General features: G+C 61.7%; 21 protein-coding genes and 1 pseudogene. 8 read left to right on the plus strand and 14 right to left on the minus strand.

Going from position 1 to position 16534, the window contains the following annotated elements; translation table 11 throughout:
* Window positions 1-127 precede the first annotated feature (127 nt).
* From ACZIRK_RS41030 to ACZIRK_RS41045, 4 genes are all read right to left on the minus strand, one after another.
* Window positions 128-427, minus strand: coding sequence for a hypothetical protein (locus ACZIRK_RS41030; RefSeq protein ID WP_456642285.1), 300 nt, complete (start codon window positions 425-427; stop codon window positions 128-130).
* Window positions 428-1341: 914 nt separating this feature from the next.
* Window positions 1342-1533 carry a hypothetical protein gene (locus ACZIRK_RS41035; protein WP_130228402.1) on the minus strand — a complete coding sequence of 64 codons (192 nt, stop codon included), beginning with the start codon at window positions 1531-1533 and terminating at the stop codon, window positions 1342-1344.
* Window positions 1534-2143: 610 nt separating this feature from the next.
* Window positions 2144-3541, minus strand: coding sequence for a cytochrome P450 (locus ACZIRK_RS41040; RefSeq protein WP_245474922.1), 1398 nt, complete (start codon window positions 3539-3541; stop codon window positions 2144-2146).
* A gap of 10 nt (window positions 3542-3551) precedes the next feature.
* On the minus strand, window positions 3552-3785 hold the full coding sequence (locus ACZIRK_RS41045) for a hypothetical protein (protein WP_130228404.1): 234 nt from the start codon (window positions 3783-3785) through the stop codon (window positions 3552-3554).
* A gap of 345 nt (window positions 3786-4130) precedes the next feature.
* Here ACZIRK_RS41045 and ACZIRK_RS41050 point away from each other — a divergent pair, with 345 nt between their 5' ends.
* Together ACZIRK_RS41050 and ACZIRK_RS41055 are read left to right on the plus strand one after the other, a co-directional pair.
* Window positions 4131-4304 carry a DUF3606 domain-containing protein gene (locus ACZIRK_RS41050; RefSeq protein ID WP_130228405.1) on the plus strand — a complete coding sequence of 58 codons (174 nt, stop codon included), beginning with the start codon at window positions 4131-4133 and terminating at the stop codon, window positions 4302-4304.
* Entirely contained in the window at window positions 4301-4483 is a 183-nt protein-coding gene (locus tag ACZIRK_RS41055; RefSeq protein ID WP_130228406.1) for a DUF2934 domain-containing protein, read from the plus strand. The genes ACZIRK_RS41050 and ACZIRK_RS41055 overlap by 4 nt, the downstream gene beginning before the upstream one ends.
* Here the strand turns inward: ACZIRK_RS41055 and ACZIRK_RS41060 are convergent.
* The 3 genes from ACZIRK_RS41060 to ACZIRK_RS41070 form a co-directional block, all read right to left on the minus strand.
* Window positions 4480-4608, minus strand: a complete 129-nt coding sequence (locus ACZIRK_RS41060; protein ID WP_283806995.1) for a hypothetical protein — start codon at window positions 4606-4608, stop codon at window positions 4480-4482. The genes ACZIRK_RS41055 and ACZIRK_RS41060 overlap by 4 nt on opposite strands.
* Window positions 4609-4755: 147 nt before the next feature.
* Complete coding sequence (locus ACZIRK_RS41065) at window positions 4756-5400, minus strand: Vgb family protein (RefSeq protein WP_130228407.1); 645 nt, start codon at window positions 5398-5400, stop codon at window positions 4756-4758.
* 33 nt (window positions 5401-5433) lie between these two features.
* The gene (locus ACZIRK_RS41070; protein ID WP_130228408.1) at window positions 5434-6654 is read right to left on the minus strand and encodes a helix-turn-helix domain-containing protein; all 1221 of its coding nucleotides are present in this window, start codon (window positions 6652-6654) and stop codon (window positions 5434-5436) included.
* 94 nt (window positions 6655-6748) lie between these two features.
* On the opposite strand from ACZIRK_RS41070, the gene ACZIRK_RS41075 reads away from it, so the two are divergent.
* The 3 genes from ACZIRK_RS41075 to ACZIRK_RS41085 all read left to right on the plus strand — a co-directional run bounded on the left by ACZIRK_RS41075 (window position 6749) and on the right by ACZIRK_RS41085 (window position 8275).
* Window positions 6749-6874 (plus strand): hypothetical protein, encoded by a 126-nt coding sequence (locus ACZIRK_RS41075; RefSeq protein ID WP_283814853.1) that lies wholly within the window; start codon window positions 6749-6751, stop codon window positions 6872-6874.
* Window positions 6871-7167: a hypothetical protein gene (locus ACZIRK_RS41080; RefSeq protein WP_474419497.1), complete on the plus strand. Its 297-nt coding sequence runs from the start codon at window positions 6871-6873 to the stop codon at window positions 7165-7167. Before ACZIRK_RS41075 ends, ACZIRK_RS41080 begins: the two co-directional genes overlap by 4 nt.
* A gap of 139 nt (window positions 7168-7306) precedes the next feature.
* On the plus strand, window positions 7307-8275 hold the full coding sequence (locus ACZIRK_RS41085) for an SDR family oxidoreductase (RefSeq protein ID WP_028162869.1): 969 nt from the start codon (window positions 7307-7309) through the stop codon (window positions 8273-8275).
* On the opposite strand, the gene ACZIRK_RS41090 is transcribed toward ACZIRK_RS41085, so the two are convergent.
* Window positions 8272-8742 (minus strand): GcrA family cell cycle regulator, encoded by a 471-nt coding sequence (locus ACZIRK_RS41090; protein WP_028162868.1) that lies wholly within the window; start codon window positions 8740-8742, stop codon window positions 8272-8274. The two genes, ACZIRK_RS41085 and ACZIRK_RS41090, sit on opposite strands and share 4 nt — an antisense overlap.
* A gap of 76 nt (window positions 8743-8818) precedes the next feature.
* Complete coding sequence (locus tag ACZIRK_RS41095; RefSeq protein WP_027580595.1) at window positions 8819-9016, minus strand: hypothetical protein; 198 nt, start codon at window positions 9014-9016, stop codon at window positions 8819-8821.
* Window positions 9017-9236: 220 nt separating this feature from the next.
* On the opposite strand from ACZIRK_RS41095, the gene ACZIRK_RS41100 reads away from it, so the two are divergent.
* Window positions 9237-9641: a GrlR family regulatory protein gene (locus ACZIRK_RS41100; protein WP_245287224.1), complete on the plus strand. Its 405-nt coding sequence runs from the start codon at window positions 9237-9239 to the stop codon at window positions 9639-9641.
* 104 nt (window positions 9642-9745) lie between these two features.
* On the opposite strand, the gene ACZIRK_RS41105 is transcribed toward ACZIRK_RS41100, so the two are convergent.
* Together ACZIRK_RS41105 and ACZIRK_RS41110 are read right to left on the minus strand one after the other, a co-directional pair.
* The gene (locus ACZIRK_RS41105; protein ID WP_130228410.1) at window positions 9746-11575 is read right to left on the minus strand and encodes an AMP-binding protein; all 1830 of its coding nucleotides are present in this window, start codon (window positions 11573-11575) and stop codon (window positions 9746-9748) included.
* A gap of 202 nt (window positions 11576-11777) precedes the next feature.
* On the minus strand, window positions 11778-12719 hold the full coding sequence (locus ACZIRK_RS41110) for an acetamidase/formamidase family protein (protein WP_130228411.1): 942 nt from the start codon (window positions 12717-12719) through the stop codon (window positions 11778-11780).
* A gap of 221 nt (window positions 12720-12940) precedes the next feature.
* Here ACZIRK_RS41110 and ACZIRK_RS41115 point away from each other — a divergent pair, with 221 nt between their 5' ends.
* Window positions 12941-13741 (plus strand): YdcF family protein, encoded by an 801-nt coding sequence (locus ACZIRK_RS41115; protein ID WP_130228412.1) that lies wholly within the window; start codon window positions 12941-12943, stop codon window positions 13739-13741.
* A 744-nt stretch (window positions 13742-14485) separates the two neighbouring features.
* Here ACZIRK_RS41115 and ACZIRK_RS41120 read toward each other — a convergent pair.
* Together ACZIRK_RS41120 and ACZIRK_RS41125 are read right to left on the minus strand one after the other, a co-directional pair.
* Window positions 14486-14710 (minus strand): hypothetical protein, encoded by a 225-nt coding sequence (locus tag ACZIRK_RS41120; RefSeq protein ID WP_130228413.1) that lies wholly within the window; start codon window positions 14708-14710, stop codon window positions 14486-14488.
* A gap of 127 nt (window positions 14711-14837) precedes the next feature.
* The gene (locus ACZIRK_RS41125) at window positions 14838-15326 is read right to left on the minus strand and encodes a phasin family protein (RefSeq protein ID WP_130228414.1); all 489 of its coding nucleotides are present in this window, start codon (window positions 15324-15326) and stop codon (window positions 14838-14840) included.
* A 708-nt stretch (window positions 15327-16034) separates the two neighbouring features.
* Here ACZIRK_RS41125 and ACZIRK_RS41130 point away from each other — a divergent pair.
* Window positions 16035-16239 (plus strand): annotated as a pseudogene (locus ACZIRK_RS41130) (transposase); the annotation flags it as partial.
* Window positions 16240-16251: 12 nt separating this feature from the next.
* Here the strand turns inward: ACZIRK_RS41130 and ACZIRK_RS41135 are convergent.
* Window positions 16252-16467 (minus strand): hypervirulence associated TUDOR domain-containing protein, encoded by a 216-nt coding sequence (locus ACZIRK_RS41135; RefSeq protein WP_130228416.1) that lies wholly within the window; start codon window positions 16465-16467, stop codon window positions 16252-16254.
* Window positions 16468-16534: the final 67 nt, after the last annotated feature.

Genomic DNA, 16534 nt, shown 5'->3' on the forward strand with positions numbered 1-16534 from the left:
CCGTTTAGCCGCCTCGCGTCAGGGTGCCCCTAACAACAGGCTAAAAATCCAACCGCCCACCCCGCCGCTCCAACAACAACCGCCGAGAAGGCGAAAACTCTCCATTTTAAGGTTTTTCAGCAGACTGCTAGAGATCGATGCCGACAGCGATGTTGCGGCCCTGCAGTTCGGCGATCTTCATTCCCTCAGCCTGCAACTGCACGAACTCCGGGTCCTTTGCCACGGCCTCCTGCACTTTGCCGTAAGCTTCCCAACCGGCGTAGCGCGTCGTAACCAGCCATTCTCCTGCCCACACGCCAGTGTGGAAACGGGACAGCCGAAGAAATTCGGCACCGTGTTTTTCAAAGATCTTCTTCGCCCGCCTGGCAATCTGGGTCATTTCCTCGGCCTTATCGGTTCTGAAACGAGTAAATTGCACGATCGACATGGGGCTACCTCCATCGTGATTTAAAATGTCTAAGAGGCATATATCGAGCGACATTTGAGGAGCGAACCTCAATGCAATCTCGATGAAGATTTGTCTTCATCGACTTGGCCTTGGTTCAGGCTTCGCAATCGACACTGGCTAAAATAGGTGCGCCGTTTATCAAGACTTGAATTGCTGCCGGTTTGATCGACACGCAGCAAAGAGATGAGGGTGCGAAGAGCCTCGCAACCTCATCCGTGTCCTTTCAGCCTGCACTTTGATGTGGCCGGCGGAAGTGCGTGCCCCGGCGGATCGTGGGGATCGCGCCGGGGCGTCGCTCCCTCTCAACCGACCATTGGGCTAGGGGGCTGAGATGATCAGCGAGAGATCGCACGTCAACCGAAGCACAACCGCTGCCGGGATGTGAGTGCAAATTGTGCCATTCAACTTGAATTTTAAGAAGCTTGCACAAAGAGGGCCTGGTTCTTCACTTGGCAAACATAAAAAGCGACCAGTTCATTGCGGCGAGGTCTCTACGAGGGCGCCCGCAACGAACCTTATTGTGGCCGCCTCGCCTTTCTGATGTGTTCGACGGCCGTCAAATATGCTGCCACCTCGCAGGGTGTGTAAACTGCAACACACGAGACAAGCGCGAATCGCTGTAGACTCAAATGGCGTCCTCAAACGCGCCTCCCTAGCCTTGAGCCCGTCGCAAATGGCGGGCTTCCTTCGAGAGGGCGCTCGGGTCATTAGGTGTTCGCGCCGGTGCACGCCTGCGTGCACCAGTGGGGTCTCCGCATTCCTACTGACACGAATTTCATTCCCTCGTTACATAATTCGGCATTTAATTGCCGCATCGTATTACCTGATCATATTTGCGAATGACCCGGCGGGCCGCACCTGCCGGGTTTTTCGTTCCTGTCCCGAGGGACCGTTTAATCCTTGAAGGCTCTAATCGACGGCTGGATCGTCAAGCGGTAAGCGACCGAGCTGTCGCCGTTGAAAATCTCCAGCGATGTGCCGCAAGCCGGGCAGCGATATTCGCCTGGCTCGCCCTTTCCGGATGACAGCTCGATCCTGCGGAAGCCTGCTCCACATTTAGGGCAGATCACGTCGTCTTTTTTCATCAGATCACCCTTCGGTCTATGCCAACGCTTTACCCTGCGCTGGGCAGCAGAGCCATGATCTGAGAGTTACAAGTGTAACAACGTGCGGAGGCGCCCGACCAACCGTCCGTTCACGCTGGCGGGCCGCTCCAGTCCAAGCGACAAGTCGAAACTGGAGAATTGGTCAAGCTTTGCACAGCCAACCTTTCCTCGTTCAAGCGCCTTTCGACAAACCCGCGCTCAAGGTCCGAGAGATTGGTCCCAAGCAGCCGCCGATATCGGCTGATGTTGTTGGTATGGGCCCGCAGACGGGTGACTTTATCGTCGGTCATCGAGCCTCCAATGTGGAGAGGAAGTCAATTGTGAAGCTGTGGGAATGCCGTGGCTACCTAACCATATGAGGCTGTCGCAGGCTCAGGCTCGGCCTCAACGTTGGTCCGAAAAATTGCGCCGCCGGGCTCGAAATACAGCGTCCCGGCGGCGTTTGTCTCAACTGGTGCCCTGAAATCCCAGTAACAGCATCTTAGCAAGACCATGCTACCTCGTGTGTGAAATGGTTCACACTTTTCGCGGTTTCCAAAAAAGCGGAGTCAAAGAACTCTGACCACGCCTGGGCGATTGGGGCTGGGGGTCAAATCCCGCCGCTCCGACCATTCGTTGTCCGACGCTCCTTGACCTTGAGCCACACGCCCCCATGAGGGCGCAGCGTGATCGACGGAAATGGCGTTACCTTGCGATCTGGCAGCCATTCCATGGAGAAACGTTGCGCCATGGTCGTCAGCACCAGGACGGCTTCCATCATGGCGAAACGCTGGCCGATGCAGACGCGCGGTCCGCCGCCGAACGGCATATAGGCGAAGCGGGGTAGCTTGCGCTCGAGGTCGCCCATCCAGCGTTCGGGGTGGAAAGTCTCCGGCTCCTCGAAATAATGCGGGTCGCGATGCAGGACCCATGGGATGATGAAGATGGTTGTCCCCGCTCCGAAAGAGTAGCCGCCAAGGTCGAACGGTTGCACGGATTCCCGGCCGATGGCCCACGCGGGCGGGTAAAGCCGCATCGCTTCCATCACGACGCTTTCCGTGAATTTCAGGCGCTGAACATCCTCGGCTCTGACGGGGCGATCGCCGACCACTTCGGCGATTTCCGCGGCCATGCGCGCCTCGGTGTCCGAATGCTGGCCGAGCAGAAACCATGTCCAGGAAAGCGCCAGGGCCGTGGTCTCGTGCCCTGCGAGAAGGAGCGTGATCGCCTCGTCGCGAAGCAACGAGTCGCACACCGGTTTTCCTGCGTCGTCGCGCGCTGCCATCAGACGCGACAGAAAATCATTTCGATGTTCCACGCCGCTGGCGCGCCGTTCAGCGATCATGGACGAGACTACTCTTTCAATCGTCCGGATCGAGCGGCGGTATCTGAGGTGGCCGGGCAGCGGAAACGCGTCCGGAATAAGGATCGGGCGCTTGTAGCGCGATGCGATCTCCACGGCGAGGTCGTTGACCGCAAGATCCATGTCGTGAATGTCTCGCTCCACCTCGGAATCGAAGAGGGTCTTGGCTGCGATCCGCAGCGTCAGTCCCATCATCTCGGGATGGATGTCGATGATCTCGCCATCTTGCCAGCCATCCAGCAACTGGTGAGCAAGGGCCACCATCGCGCCGTCGTAAGCAAGCAATTGCCGGCCGGCGAAGGCAGGCGCAGCCAAGCGACGCTGGCGGTGCCAAGGCTCACCTTCACTGGTGAGCAGGCCTTTCCCGAACACCGCCGTCACATGGCGCCAGAAGAACTTGTGCTTGATGTAGTTTCGATGGTCCTCGACGAGGACCTTCTCGATCGCAGGCAAATCGTTGATAAAAAGGGCCGGCCATCCGGCAAGATTGAGCGAGACGAAGTCGCCGTACCGATCCGCTAGTTCAGCAAAGAAGCCGAGCGGGTTCTTGCCGAGCGCTGGCAGATTTCCAACAAACGGCAAGCCGCGCGGGCCTGGCGGCCGACGCGGTGGAGGATGCCAGCCAGCGCTTGCTGGTGCGTCCACGGGAAAAATATCAGTCCTGCTTACGGCGGCGCCTGATCAGCCAATAAACACCGTAGCCAACGGCAAGGATCGGAAGGCCTGCGCCGGCAATCGGCCCGGGGGCTCCGCCAACACGTTGACCGGGCGGATCTCGACCGGGGGCGTTATCGCAATTTCCCCCGCCATTGCAGGCTTGCACGGATGGGATGACTGCCGTCAAAGAGAGGGCCAAAATCGCGGCGGCAATGCCGAACCCGATCTTCATTTGACTTCTCCAATGCTGACTGGGTATTAAATGTCAAAATTAAATACAGCATTAAATAAATAAATGATTTAACATAGGTAATGTTCCCCGTATATTTTTACCGCTTGGGCACTCCGCGCGAAGTTGCTTGCCGGGTTCAGCCACGGTTTCAATTCCAGCCTATCGAGATGTTCGCTCGTTGAGAGCTCGAGCTGCTCACGTACGTCAGCAGTAGTCCTCCTGGTGCCATTGAGGTGCCGATCATATGCGGAGAGCAGCGTCCGTTGATGCTGGCGAACGGGGCCATCTGCCTGCCGGGAACCTGCAATGTGTTCTGGCGTTCTATCCGCAAGAAGAGGAACCGCCATGGATAATCTGACCAAGAGGGATCAACGCGACCGCTCGAAGATCAACATGCACGAGGACTTCGAGGTCAAGTACTGGACCAGAGAACTCGGGGTAACGAGAGAGCAGCTCCAGAAGGCTGTCGACAAGGTTGGCAACAGCGCTGCCACGGTCCGGAAGGAGCTGGGGCAATGAAGATAGACGATCAGGCAATCCGAGCGCGCGCCTATCGATTGTGGGAAGCCGCGGGAAGCCCCGAAAATGAAGAAGAGCGCTTCTGGCACGAAGCGGAGCGCCAGCTCAAGGAAGAGCAGATCCAGCACGAGCTGAAGACGCCGGACACCTGTAGGCCGGACTTATCAGGTGCGGCCTAGATGCCAAGCACCCAAACGGCGACGATGGTGCCGAGCACGGCGAGACCGCTGATGGTCCAGCCGGTGACGTAGGCCCCGCTGCCAGCCTCGGGCTGATCGACCATGGTATCGTGCCAATCGGTCATGAGGGCCTCCAATCCATTGCCTCCCCGGACGTAGGTCGGCGCAGACGGCTCAAGGTTCAAGACGCGAAACGCGGCGCAGGTGCGCCGCGTTCCAATCGGTGTCCACCTTCGGATCAAGTCCGAGGGCATGCTTCGCTCGAAAACGCCCTACCGTGCGCTTCGCTTGGGCTTGCGCACCGCGCGGACCTTGCCGCTGGTGCCGCCGCCGCAGAAGAACTGATCGCTTCCGTCGGACTCGAGCCCTGACACGCTGACGCCGGGCGGCAGCGCCAGGCGCTCCAGGGCCTCGCCCGTCTTCGGATCAATTCTGGTCAGATCGCCTTCGTCGCCTTCCCAGGTGCCGTGCCAGAGCTCGCCGTCGATCCAGGTGACGCCGGTGACGAAGCGGTTGGACTGGATGGTGCGGAGGATCGCTCCGGTTTTGGGATCGATCTGGTGGATCTTGCGCTCCCGGTACTGTCCCACCCAGAGCGTGCCCTCGGCCCAGGCCAGGCCCGAATCGCCGCCGCCGCCGGGCGAGGGGATCGTCGCGAGCACGCGGCCGCTTTTCGGATCGATCTTCTGGATGCGATCCTCGGCGATCTGAAACAGATGCTGGCCGTCGAACGCCGTTCCGGCATGCGCGGGCACATCGATCGAGCGCACCGTGTCCCCGCTCGCCGGGTCCATGGCGCTGATCCGGTCGCCGGACGCGAACCAGACGAGCTTGCCGTCATAGGTCAGCCCATGGACGCTGTCGACGCCTGGGAATGGGCCATATTCGCGGATGATTTCGGCTGCTGACGTGATCATGCTTCCTCCTCGCTGTTCGAAACTGGAGGCACCCTAGCCATTCGGCAATGGCGCGGTGAGTAACAAGGTCGTCGCGAAACCCGGCAAAGGCGGGGTCACCCAGCGGCGTGCGCGCCCGCGGCCGAACGACTGCACCTTGTCTCTGGCCGCAAGCGCGTCGAGCGCCCGCTGCACGGTGCGCTGGCTGGCGCCGAGCGCCAGCGCCAGCGCCGAGCTCGACCATGACTCGCCGTCGGCCAGAAAGGCGAGCACCTCCGCATGCTCCTCTTCGACCGGGCGCGCCAGCACAACGATGTCGCGTGCCTGGTGCGGCACGAGTGCGAACCCTTGCTTGGTCGCGCTGACGTCGGCGAGCGTGCGCAGCATGCTGCGAAGCCGCCCGATCTCGACCCGCAGCCGCGCGCGATGCGATTCATCGGCATGCTTGCCGCGGAATGCCCGCGCGACCAACGTCTCCCTGGACACGTCGTCCGGCCAGGCTTCGGCCAGAGCGCGGGCGAGCGCGAACAGAACCGGACGTGTGGCAAGCGAAACCGTCATGTCCCTCTCGCGCACGACATAACGGCACGCATCCACGACCAGCGACTTCGACGCCAGCAACGCCTCGACCTCATCGAGCAGGAGCGGGCGCTCCTCGCCGCGTGCAACGAGGCGGGCCGCGGGTGTGCCGAGCAGAAGGGCCGCGCTTTCGACCTCTGCCGTCAGCGCAGGAATCCGTGCCTGCCGCGCTGCGGCCTCGGCCCGCGCGAGTGCGGCGCGAGCCGGCTTGGTGCGGAGGCGGCGCATCGCGATGCCGGCAACGACCAATTCGTGCGCGGCCCTTGAGGTCGGCGGGAAGGGCGCTGGATCAAGATCGGCGAGCCTGCGCTCGGCGTCATCGAGGCGTCCGATCAGGAGCAGGCGGCGGATCTCGAGATAGCGCGCATGCGCGGCGTTGACGAAATCGCCGTGCGCTTCGAGTGTCGCCCGCGCGGCGTCGAGCGCCTTGGCGGGGAATCCGAGGTCGCGGGAGGCGAGCGCGACCTCGGCCTCCGCGACGACGCATCTGGCGCGCGCGATCGCCTCCTTCGGGCCGAAGGCGCGTGCGGCGCCGCGCAGCAGAGCCTTGGCGCGGACGAAATCGCCGAGCTGCGCCATCGCGATGCCGCGAAGCGCCAGCGCCGGCGCGTCCTCGCGCAGCGCAACGCGGTTCAATGCGCCGAGGGGATCGCCCATCGCGAGCGCACGCGCGGCGGCCGTGATCAGCGAGTCCATCGGAATCCCGTCACACTTGTCACTCTCACCCGTTCAGGCCCGGTCGTAGTCTACCTCACCGTGACAGACCGGTACGCAGCGAGGAGATCGGCTCATGGTCGACTGGACGATCCTTTCCCCAACATTCCTCACCGCCACGGTGGAGTGGGCGGAGGCTGTCGTCACGGTGCTGACCGTCGGCCCGGGCCACGCGACCAGCGATATCGAGAACAGGGAATGACGATGACGGCGCATTGCCCAAAGCTCGACGTTGAGGCGGCGAACGAGGCTTCGCCGTCGCAACGTTCGAGCGTCAGAACGAAGATGTCGGCAGCCGATTGGTTATCGCTTGCGGCCGCGCCGACCTTCGCGGTCATGGCGTTGCTCACCGCCGTCGTCGGCGGCGGCGCGCCCGATATGCTCTGCTCGCAAGTCACGTCGCCGTTCGCGGGAATGGTCACGATGTACGTGCTGATGAGCGCCTTCCACTCGGGGCCGTGGCTGAGGCTGATCGCGAGGCGATGTAGCGGCTAGCTGAACGCGCCACAACTGGATCGCGGCTTTGACATTCGCTAGTCTCGCTGTCACCGGCACAACAAACGCTGGGCGTCGATTTCCCGCCTTGTGGAATGGGACGCATCAACCAACAACAAGAAGCAGGGAAGCGTCTCCAATGAAGGAATTTGCAGGGAAGATTGCCGTGATCACGGGCGGTGGCACGGGCATGGGACGCGAGCTCGCGCGTCAGCTCGTGGCGGAGGGCTGCAATGTCGCGATGTGCGACGTCTCAGCGGAGGCGATGGCGGAGACGAAGCGGCTCTGCGAAACCGAGAAGCTGCCGCAGGGATTGCGCGTCACCACCCATATTGCCGACGTCTCGATCGAGGATCATCTCAAGCGCTTTCGCGACGAGGTGATCGAGCAGCAGGCGACCGACAAGATCCACTTGCTGTTCAATAATGCCGGCATCGGCGGCGGTGGCAGCCTGTTCACCAATACGCGCGAGCAGTGGGAGCGCACCTTCAACATCTGCTGGGGCGGCGTCTATCTCGGTGTCCGCACCTTCCTGCCGCTCCTGGTGAAGGCGGACGAGGGGCATATCGTCAACACCTCCAGCGTCAACGGGTTCTGGGCGAGCGTCGGCATGGGCGTGGCGCACACTGCCTACAGCGCGGCGAAGTTCGCGGTGAAGGGATTCTCCGAGGCGCTGATGAACGACCTCAGGCTGAATGCGCCGCATATCAAGTGCTCGGTGGTGATGCCCGGCCATATCGGCACCTCGATCGTCTCCAATTCGCGGAAAGTGCAGATCGGCACGGAATCCGACCAGCTCACCGAGCAGGAAATCCTGCAGGCGCGCCAGCGGATGAAGGGCGCAGGGATCGATGTCGATGCGATGTCGGACCAGGAGATCCAGCAGGCCGCGCTCGATCGCGCGCGGACCTTTCATGATGATGCGCCGACCACGGCGGCCGCCGCGGCCAAAATCATCCTCGACGGCGTCAAGGCCGATCGCTGGCGCATCCTGGTCGGCGAGGACGCCCATGTGCTGGACGAGCGCGTCCGCCAGACGCCGGAACAGGCCTACACGCCGGAATTCCTCGAGCGCATCAAGGCGGACGTCGGCTGGCGGCTGGGTTAGCCGCGCGCAACTCGCGCACGAGGGCTGGGCTGATAGGCGAGCCGGGCGTGGCCGGCGCAATAGGGCAGGCCGTCGACCGGCCGGTTGCCGCAGAAGCGGAAATCGCTGGCATCAGGGGTTTCGACCGGCCAGCGGCAGCGCTGCTCATCCAGTTCGAGCAGCGAACAGCAATGGCCGTTCGCGATCGGCTCCTCCGGCGGCGCCTCGCCGTATTCGGCCTGCAGCATCCGGATCTGATGCCGCACTGTCCTCGCGCGCGGCGCACGGGGCGAGGCTTTACGCGCCGGTCGTGTGGCGTCGTCGTCGCGCGGCTCCCGTGTCAAATTGAGGCGGGAGAGCTTGCCGATCACGGCGTTGCGGCTGACGCCGATGTCGACCGCGATCTCGCGGCAGGTCAGTCCGGCATCGAAGCAGCGCTTGAGCTGTTCGACGCGTTCGGGGGTCCAGATCGATAGGATGGCGGTCATGGCGATGGTCCCAGGTTGCCGGAAAGTTTCCGGGTTGGCTTGACCACCCTTCAGCCGGACCGTCTGACGCCTCGCTTCACGGCTTGCCGTTGTCGCGGATCGACAACAGCCCATCCTTGATCGCAAGGCGGATGCCTTCCTCGATCAAGGTCCGGGCGACTCCCGGGACGCTGGTGCCATGGGTGCCCTGTCTCACCAGCTTCTCCATGTAAGCGATGGTCGAGAGCGCCAAAGTGACGGGAATGCGATCGGTCTCGGCTTTCTCCGTGGCCATGGCAAAACGCTAGCCTTTTACGCCTGTACAGAAAAGTATCTATTCAGACTCTATTTAGTTTTGCACCGGTGAGTCAAACTGATTCGCTTTTCGCGCGATATCATATTGAAAAATAATGAGAAAATTACATTGTGTTCTGGGGATAACGTGCGCGCCCCGTGTACAGCGCCCAGAGCCAAGCGGCGAGGGCGCGGCGAAACGCGCGAGGATTTCACGATTTATGGGATTGCTTCCTGTCACCCAGGCCGACGATGATGCGGTCGGAAATTCGGGCGCAATGACAGTAACGAACGGGCTCTACACCATTCAGATCGAGATGACCGAGGGCGGGCAGGGCCGCGCCAACGGCGTCATCGTGCTGCACGACGGCAGGATCGCGGGCGGAGATTCGTATTTCTACTACTCGGGCTCCTACAGCGCCGATCACGGCAAGTGGCGCGGCGAGCTGACCACCAGCGAGCACACCAAGTCTGCCGGCGTCCTGCCGTTGTTCGGCGGGCGCGATGTGACCTGCGGCTTCACCGGTCTCTATTCGGCTGACACCGCGCAGGTGAGTGGAACGGCGCTGGTCGGAAAGACCAGCGTCATGTTCGTTGCCAGGCTGATGCTGCGATCGAAGCTATGAGGCGTAGATCATGATCCGATTAGACGGAATCGGATCATGATCTCCTCTCTTTGTTTGAGCATGACCTTTTCGGAAAACCGGTTTCCACTTTTCCGGATCGTGCTCTAGGACGCCTCGACCTCGACTTTCACGGGAAATTTCTGCAGCAACCGGCCGGCCGTCTCCGCCTTGTCGGGCGCGGCGCTGACGCGCAGATAAAGCCCGCGCGACGGATCGGTGATCGCTTCCACGTTCACCTCCTTGGCGAGGCCTTCCGCGGCAAGCAATTCGCGCGCGGCGTCTCCGGCGGCGATCTCGCGCAGCTTCGGCTTGAAGATTTTGCCGACCGGCGTCACCGGCATTTCCGAGATCACCGAGACCGCGCGCGGCCGCGCCGGCGGCTCGGGGATGTTCTCCTGGACGAACGCGGCAAGCGCCTGCGGATCGACCTGGACGCCGGGCTGGGTCGACACGAACAGCATCGGCACCTCGCCCGCGTAAGCGTCGGGGCGGCCGACCGCCGCGGCGAGCGCGACGCCCGGAAACTGCAGCGCCGCGTCCTCGATCGAGCGCGGATCGATGTTGTGGCCGCCGCGGATGATCACGTCCTTCGCGCGGCCCATGATGTAGACGAAGCCGTCGGCGTCGATCCGGCAGATGTCTCCGGTGCGCAGCCAGCCGTCGTGGAAAGCGTCTTCGGTCTGCTTCTTGTCGACATAGCCCGCGAACACCTGCGGCCCGCGGGTCAAGAGTTCGCCGACCGGCGAAGGCCACGGGCCGGTGTGCAGCTTGCCGCCCGCGAGGATCGCAAGCTCGACCAGCGGATTGCGGGTGCCGACGGCTTCGGGCCGCGGCTTGATGCCGTGGACGTCATGGGTGATGGCGCCGGCAAGCTCGGTCATGCCGTAGAGCTGCTGGATGCAGGGGCCGCCCCAGGCCGCAAGATAGCGGCGCTCGATCTCCAGCGGGCAGATCGAGGCGCCGGTGGCGGTCACCCGCAGGGACGAGATGTCGGCGTCGCCGACCGGGACGCCTGCGATGGCGCCAAGCGCGGTCGGGACATTGCCGTTGACGTTGACGCGGTACTTCTCGACGATCTTCCAGAAATTCGTGATCAGCGCCGGATCGCGCGCGCCGGCGGGGCCGGGGATGAACATGGTCGCGCCGGCCGACAGGCTGTTGGCAACCGTGCAGAACAGGCCGCCGACATGGAACAGCGGCAGCGTGACCGTGCAGCGTTCGCCCTTTCGGAAGTCGAGCGCCATCCGCGACGAGACGGTGGAAGCGACCATCGCGCGGTTGGTGAGCCGCGCCACCTTGGGATGACCGGTGGTGCCGCCGGTCGGGAGCATCACGGCGACGCGGTCGGCTTCGGAAAAATCCTTCGACTGGCCGTAATCGTCGCGCCATGCCGGATCGGGCTTGAGCACCTCACCATCGAACGAGATGGTGCCGTCGAGCGGCGCGATCACGATGCGCTTCAGCGACGGCACGTCGCCCTGCAGGCCCTCGATCTTCTCGTAGAGCCCGCCCGGTATGCCCGGTGGCGGCGCCAGCAGCAGTTTTGCCTTGATGGCATTGAGCTGGGCGATGATGGCCTCGCGTGTGAACAGGAGATTGAGCGGCTCGGCGATGCCGCAGGCGGCCGCGCCCCAGATCGCGGCGATCGCGGCCGGGCAACTCGGCAGCAGGATCGCGACCGCATCCTCCTTGCCGATACCCTCACGACGGAAGAAGTTTTCCGCCGCCTTGACCGAGCCCATGAGCTGATCGTTCGAGAGGGTGACCGGATTGGGATCGAGGGGCGAGCGCAGATAGATGACGCACTCCGCATTGGGATCGCCGAGCGGGCCACGGGCGATCAGATCGAGGATGCGCGGGCAGGCGGCAAGCTCCTGCCGCATTTCCTGTTCGCGGGCGGCTTCTTCGGCCGGCGATAGCCTCTCTTTCAGCATGTGTCTCCCTGTCGTTTTTGTTTTCGTTATTCGATTGTATCGGGTCGATTGTATCGAGCGCAGCTTGCGAAGCACAAGTGCGGCAATCGGTCATTCCCGGGCGAAGCCTAGCATCGAACCCGGAGATCTCGCGGTCACGAAACAGAGCACGCCGGCGATTCCGGGCTCGCACTTTCGTGCGCCCCGGAATGACCGCGGCAGGTCAGCCGTGCGCGACCGCCTTTGCGATCATGCAGTGGATACCTTTGGCACCGTTGACGGTCTGCGTGACCCGCAGATCGGCGGCGAGGCTACACAGCGTGTACGCATCCTCGCGCGACAGATTCCGCTTCTCTCCGAGCAGCGCGATCATGTCGCGCAGCGCGCGCACCACGCATTGGTCGAGGTCGGAATCCATCGCCATCGTCATGTAGTGATCGGCGGTCTCGGCGCGGGGATAGTTGAGCCGCAGGTCCTTGCGCAGCGTCAATTTGAAGCGGCCCTGCAGCGCGGTCTCGATCGCGGTGACGCAGACCTCGCCGTCGCCCTGTACACCATGGCCGTCGCCGCACGAGAACAGCGCGCCGGGCACGAACACCGGCAAATAGAGCTTGGCGCCCGGTCCGAGCTCCTTGTTGTCGAGATTGCCGCCCATCGCGCGCGGGATCAGCGAGGTGATGCGGCCCCAGGCCGGCGGCGGCGCCACGCCCATCACGCCGAAGAACGGTTTCAGCGGCAGCTCCAATCCCCAGGGCAGGCGGCCGACCATGCGCTCGCGGTCAAGCGGGATGTTGAGGATGCGCGGCTCGTGGAAATCATCGGGCAGGGTGCCGGAGAGAGGCTTGATCAGGTTGTAGCCCCAATCCTGCCGCAGCCCGACGTCAAGGATATCGACCTCCAGCACATCGCCGGGCTCGGCGCCCTCGACCGCGATCGGGCCGGTGAGGATGTGGCCCGGCAGCATCCGCTCGGACCTCGCATGGATGTCCGCAAGCTCCGGCGGAATGTGAAATTTGGTCCGGTCGGGCACCACGTCGGGGCCGCCGCTGACGGTGTCGATGGTGACCTCGTCGCCGCTCTTGATCGCGAGCACCGGCTTGAGTTTTGCTTCGAAGAAGCCCCAGTGGCAGGTCTCGGGGCTCGCAGGGAGATGATGGTGTGTCATGGGATTTCTCGGGCGAGCATGTAACGTGTGACGCGCATCGCATTTAGAATGGGCTTTTGCAGTCAGATCAATCGTTGCCGGATCACTTCCGGCGGAAATTATTGTATGAGCCGATGCCGCGGCCATGAAGCGGATCAGCACCATGCGTATCCGCGCGAGATGGAATGCCGGTCGGTTTGTGCTATGGCGCTGTCCGTTGATCGGATCGGAGGCCACCGCGGGTGTTTTTTGTGCTGTCGAAGACGCTCGGCGTCATGCTGCTGCCGGGCAATTTCCTGATTGGCATCGGCGTGCTCGGGGCCATCCTGCTCGCGACGCGGTTTGCCGCGCTTGGCCGCAAGCTTTTGGTCGCGGTGATGGTGCTGCTTGTCGTGGCCGGGTTCTCGCCGCTTGGAAACCTGTTGCTCTATCCGCTCGAGGCGCGCTTTCCGCCGTGGAATCCCGCGGAGGGCGCGCCCGATGGCATCATCGTGCTTGGCGGCCCGGTCGATTCCGACGTTTCGGCGTCACATAATACGCCGATTGTGCGTAACGCGGCCGATCGCATCATCGCCACGGCCGCGCTCGCGCGAAAATATCCGAATGCCCGTGTCGTGTTTTCCGGCGGCAACGCCAACCTGATTTCCAATGACGCCAAGGAAGCTGATTACGTGGCGGAGATATTCGAAGGCCTCGGCATCGCGAAATCGCGGCTGACCATGGAACGGCAATCGCGCAACACGTGGGAGAACGCCGAATTCTCCAAGGCGCTGGTGGCCCCGAAACCGGGCGAGCGCTGGCTACTGGTCACTTCAGCATTTCACATGCCGCGATCGATTGGGCTGTTTCGGAAAGTGGGATTTCCGGTCGAGCCCTATCCCGTCGACTGGCGGGTCGGGACCGGCAACGACGTCTTCTGGTTCACCAACACCGCACTCGATGGATTGTCACGGACCGATCTTGCGGTGCGCGAATGGATGGGCCTGATCGCCTATCGCGCGGTCGGCCGAACCGACACGTTGCTGCCGGGGCCAGTCCGCTAGCTAGGTCGTGTACTCATAAACTGAGTACCCCCGGAGTACGGTTGTTTGACGTCCGCTTGTGTGACGGGTTTCGGACGCCGGCCGCCGAATACGCGGCGCTCTCTCTCAAGCGGCCGGCATCCGAAACTCTTCGCGCTCTCTCTCAAGCGGCCGGCATCCGAAACTCTTCACAATAGGAGACGTTAACTGGTGCCGTACATGTGAAAAAGGCCACCGACCAGGGCAGCCTTACGGTGCTGAGAGAAGTGCGAGGGCGATCAGAACCACCACGCGACGATCACAAGGGACGTGATCGCCCGGCTGTGATCGTCCGCGCGAGCTCCGGTCCAAAACTGCGGATTAGGCGGACAAGTCGTGGAGCTGTGGCCCAGGGATTCAGCTCCGATTTCTATCGCCCTCAAAAGTGGCGAAGTGGCACCATATCGTTGCTTTCATACGTGCAGCGTACTTGCGGGCCGCCCTGCTCAAGGACCGTATGGTTCGCCAAGCCTCCGTGGCTTCTAACCACGCTTTGGCTTGCTGGAACCTCGCATAGGCCCAGGCAAATGCCGGGATCTTCATTAACTTGTCTCGGGTGAGACTGAATAGACGCTCTACCAGCACGAGCTTTAACAGCTCGCCCGTGATCAATGTTAAAGCGCTGCTCAGAAACTGAAATAGTTTCTCCCCAGCAACCTGATTATCCTACCCCCGGTGCAGGAACTTTTCGCGTGTTCCTTCCAATGGAGCCCTACTGGGCCGCTATTATCGCTGCGGGTGCAGTGCAGAGCAGGCGTCCTGCCGCAGTTCGTTATGGAAGAAGTCGACCGGTAAACCAGCGGAACGCGCAGCCGACTTCGTCCACTCAAGCTGCGAGATTGGTGTCGGAAGAAGAGATTGGTGTCGGAAGAAGAGAGTACGGCCGGTCTGCTTAAACGCGATGTTGCCGAGGATCAGAACGACAGGTCCGGCCAAAACGATCAGCAGCACGGTCTCCGTTGGACATCGGGTCAACCCTTCGATGGTCCGCGCTGGCGGGGTACTTCGAATCGGCGGAACAACCGGGACCTGACGGATTCGCTCCCGCCCTACGACTCACGGCCGGTGCGCACGACCACTAAGGGGTCGCGTGCCCCAAAAATGGATACGCAGCCATCTCCTTCGAATACTTCCGGAATATGTCGATTTGCTTGCTTGTAAATTCTGCAATGACGGCGAAAAATTCGAATGGTGACCTGATCGTCACAAGCCTCTGGCCGAATTCAAAAGCAAATTGCATGTTGGCTTGTGCCATTTCCAGAAGCTGCGCTTGATAAGCCTGCAGGTTTGCCGTCACTAAAGAAAGATCAAATCCTTCCTTTGGATTCTTGTCCCTAATCGTCTGATGGAAGGCATCTTGTAAGGTAGCCACCCGATTCTCAACGGTGAGAGCCTTTTGTTTTGAATCGTCATGAAGCTTGGGCGGTTCAGTCGAGCCTGCGGCATCAGAGTGCAGAAGGTTGTCTTTCGGGCTTCTAACAATAGCCTGCTTTTTCCGTTGGGCCCGTGCGGCTTTTCTAGGGCCGCGGGCGGGCTTTGACGCTATCGCTCGTTTACGGTTACTCATCTGACGCTCCAAGAGAATGGTCGACCACAACGGTCATTTCTGAAAAGACAACAACAGGCCTTGCGGTGTAGCGTTCCTAACGCGACTAAGGGATTTTCCCGCATGAACTTAGATCTAGTAGCAACGCCGACCAACGAACGTTGAGCTAGCGCGCCCAGAGATCAAAAACGGTGCCGATCCGCACGTCCAGGTGACAACAGTCAGCCCACTCGTTGTGCGCCTCCTGCCATAGCTCTATAGCGTCCACTCACTAACTGCTTCGCATGAGGTTTGGTCGCGTCGTCATCATCGCAGATGATCTCAACGATCCGGATGTGGTTTTCGTCCTCGATGGTGCAGGCGTACAGCTGACTGGATGGGTTATGTGGGTGCCCTCAGTCCGGGTGACCGGAGCCACTCGTTTATGTGCGCGGCGGTTTCGGCCTGACGAGCTCTTCGGATAAGCCGTTCGCGCTGGACGCCGTGCGGGGTGCCTCGCGCCTCTTTTCGCAAGCGCTGAGCCTCGTCGATCAAGCGCTGATCTAAAGATGTAGTTTGTTTGAAACGGCGTCGCTGCTGCATGGCGGCTCCTCGGTTCCGGGAGGGGCGGGAGCGCAACGGGCGTTCTCATCACCGATAAATGCCACAGGACCGTGCGGTGATGGCTAAAGGCGTACTACTGCTTAAGTCTCGCGTATGTCCACAAGTGCACACATGTCAAATTAGGCCATGAATAGACTCAAGCCGCTGCCGCCGAACAAGCTACGCGGCGTGCCAGGGGTGAACGACGTCGTGTCCTCAATGCTATCTTCTGGGTCTTGCGATCCGGGGCGCCGCGGCGCGACCTGCCGGATGACTTCGGTCCTTACACACTTGTTACGATCGCTTCGTTCGCTTCCGACGAGCGGGCGTCTGGGCCAAGATTATAAGCGCAAGGTTAAGCCGCCTACTCAGACAGCTTGGTAAGGGCCTCTCCCTTATGAGCGGCAATATGGTCTGTCTTGCTGCTCTTGATCTCGTACTGCGGTGATTCCGGGCTAGCGTGATGCGTATGGCCTTTGTAGTTGAAATCCTTGATGTGAACCCGGATGATCGTGCCGCTGACATGCCCGGCTTCCGAGTTCCACCGGACTCGATCGCCGACCTTGAATCGTTCAGCCATCCGCAGCCTCCTTGTCCGGACAGACGTACAGCCACTACCAAACGCATTTTAGCGCTCTATCTTCATC

It is taken from the genome of Bradyrhizobium sp. Leo114 (assembly GCF_055229415.2).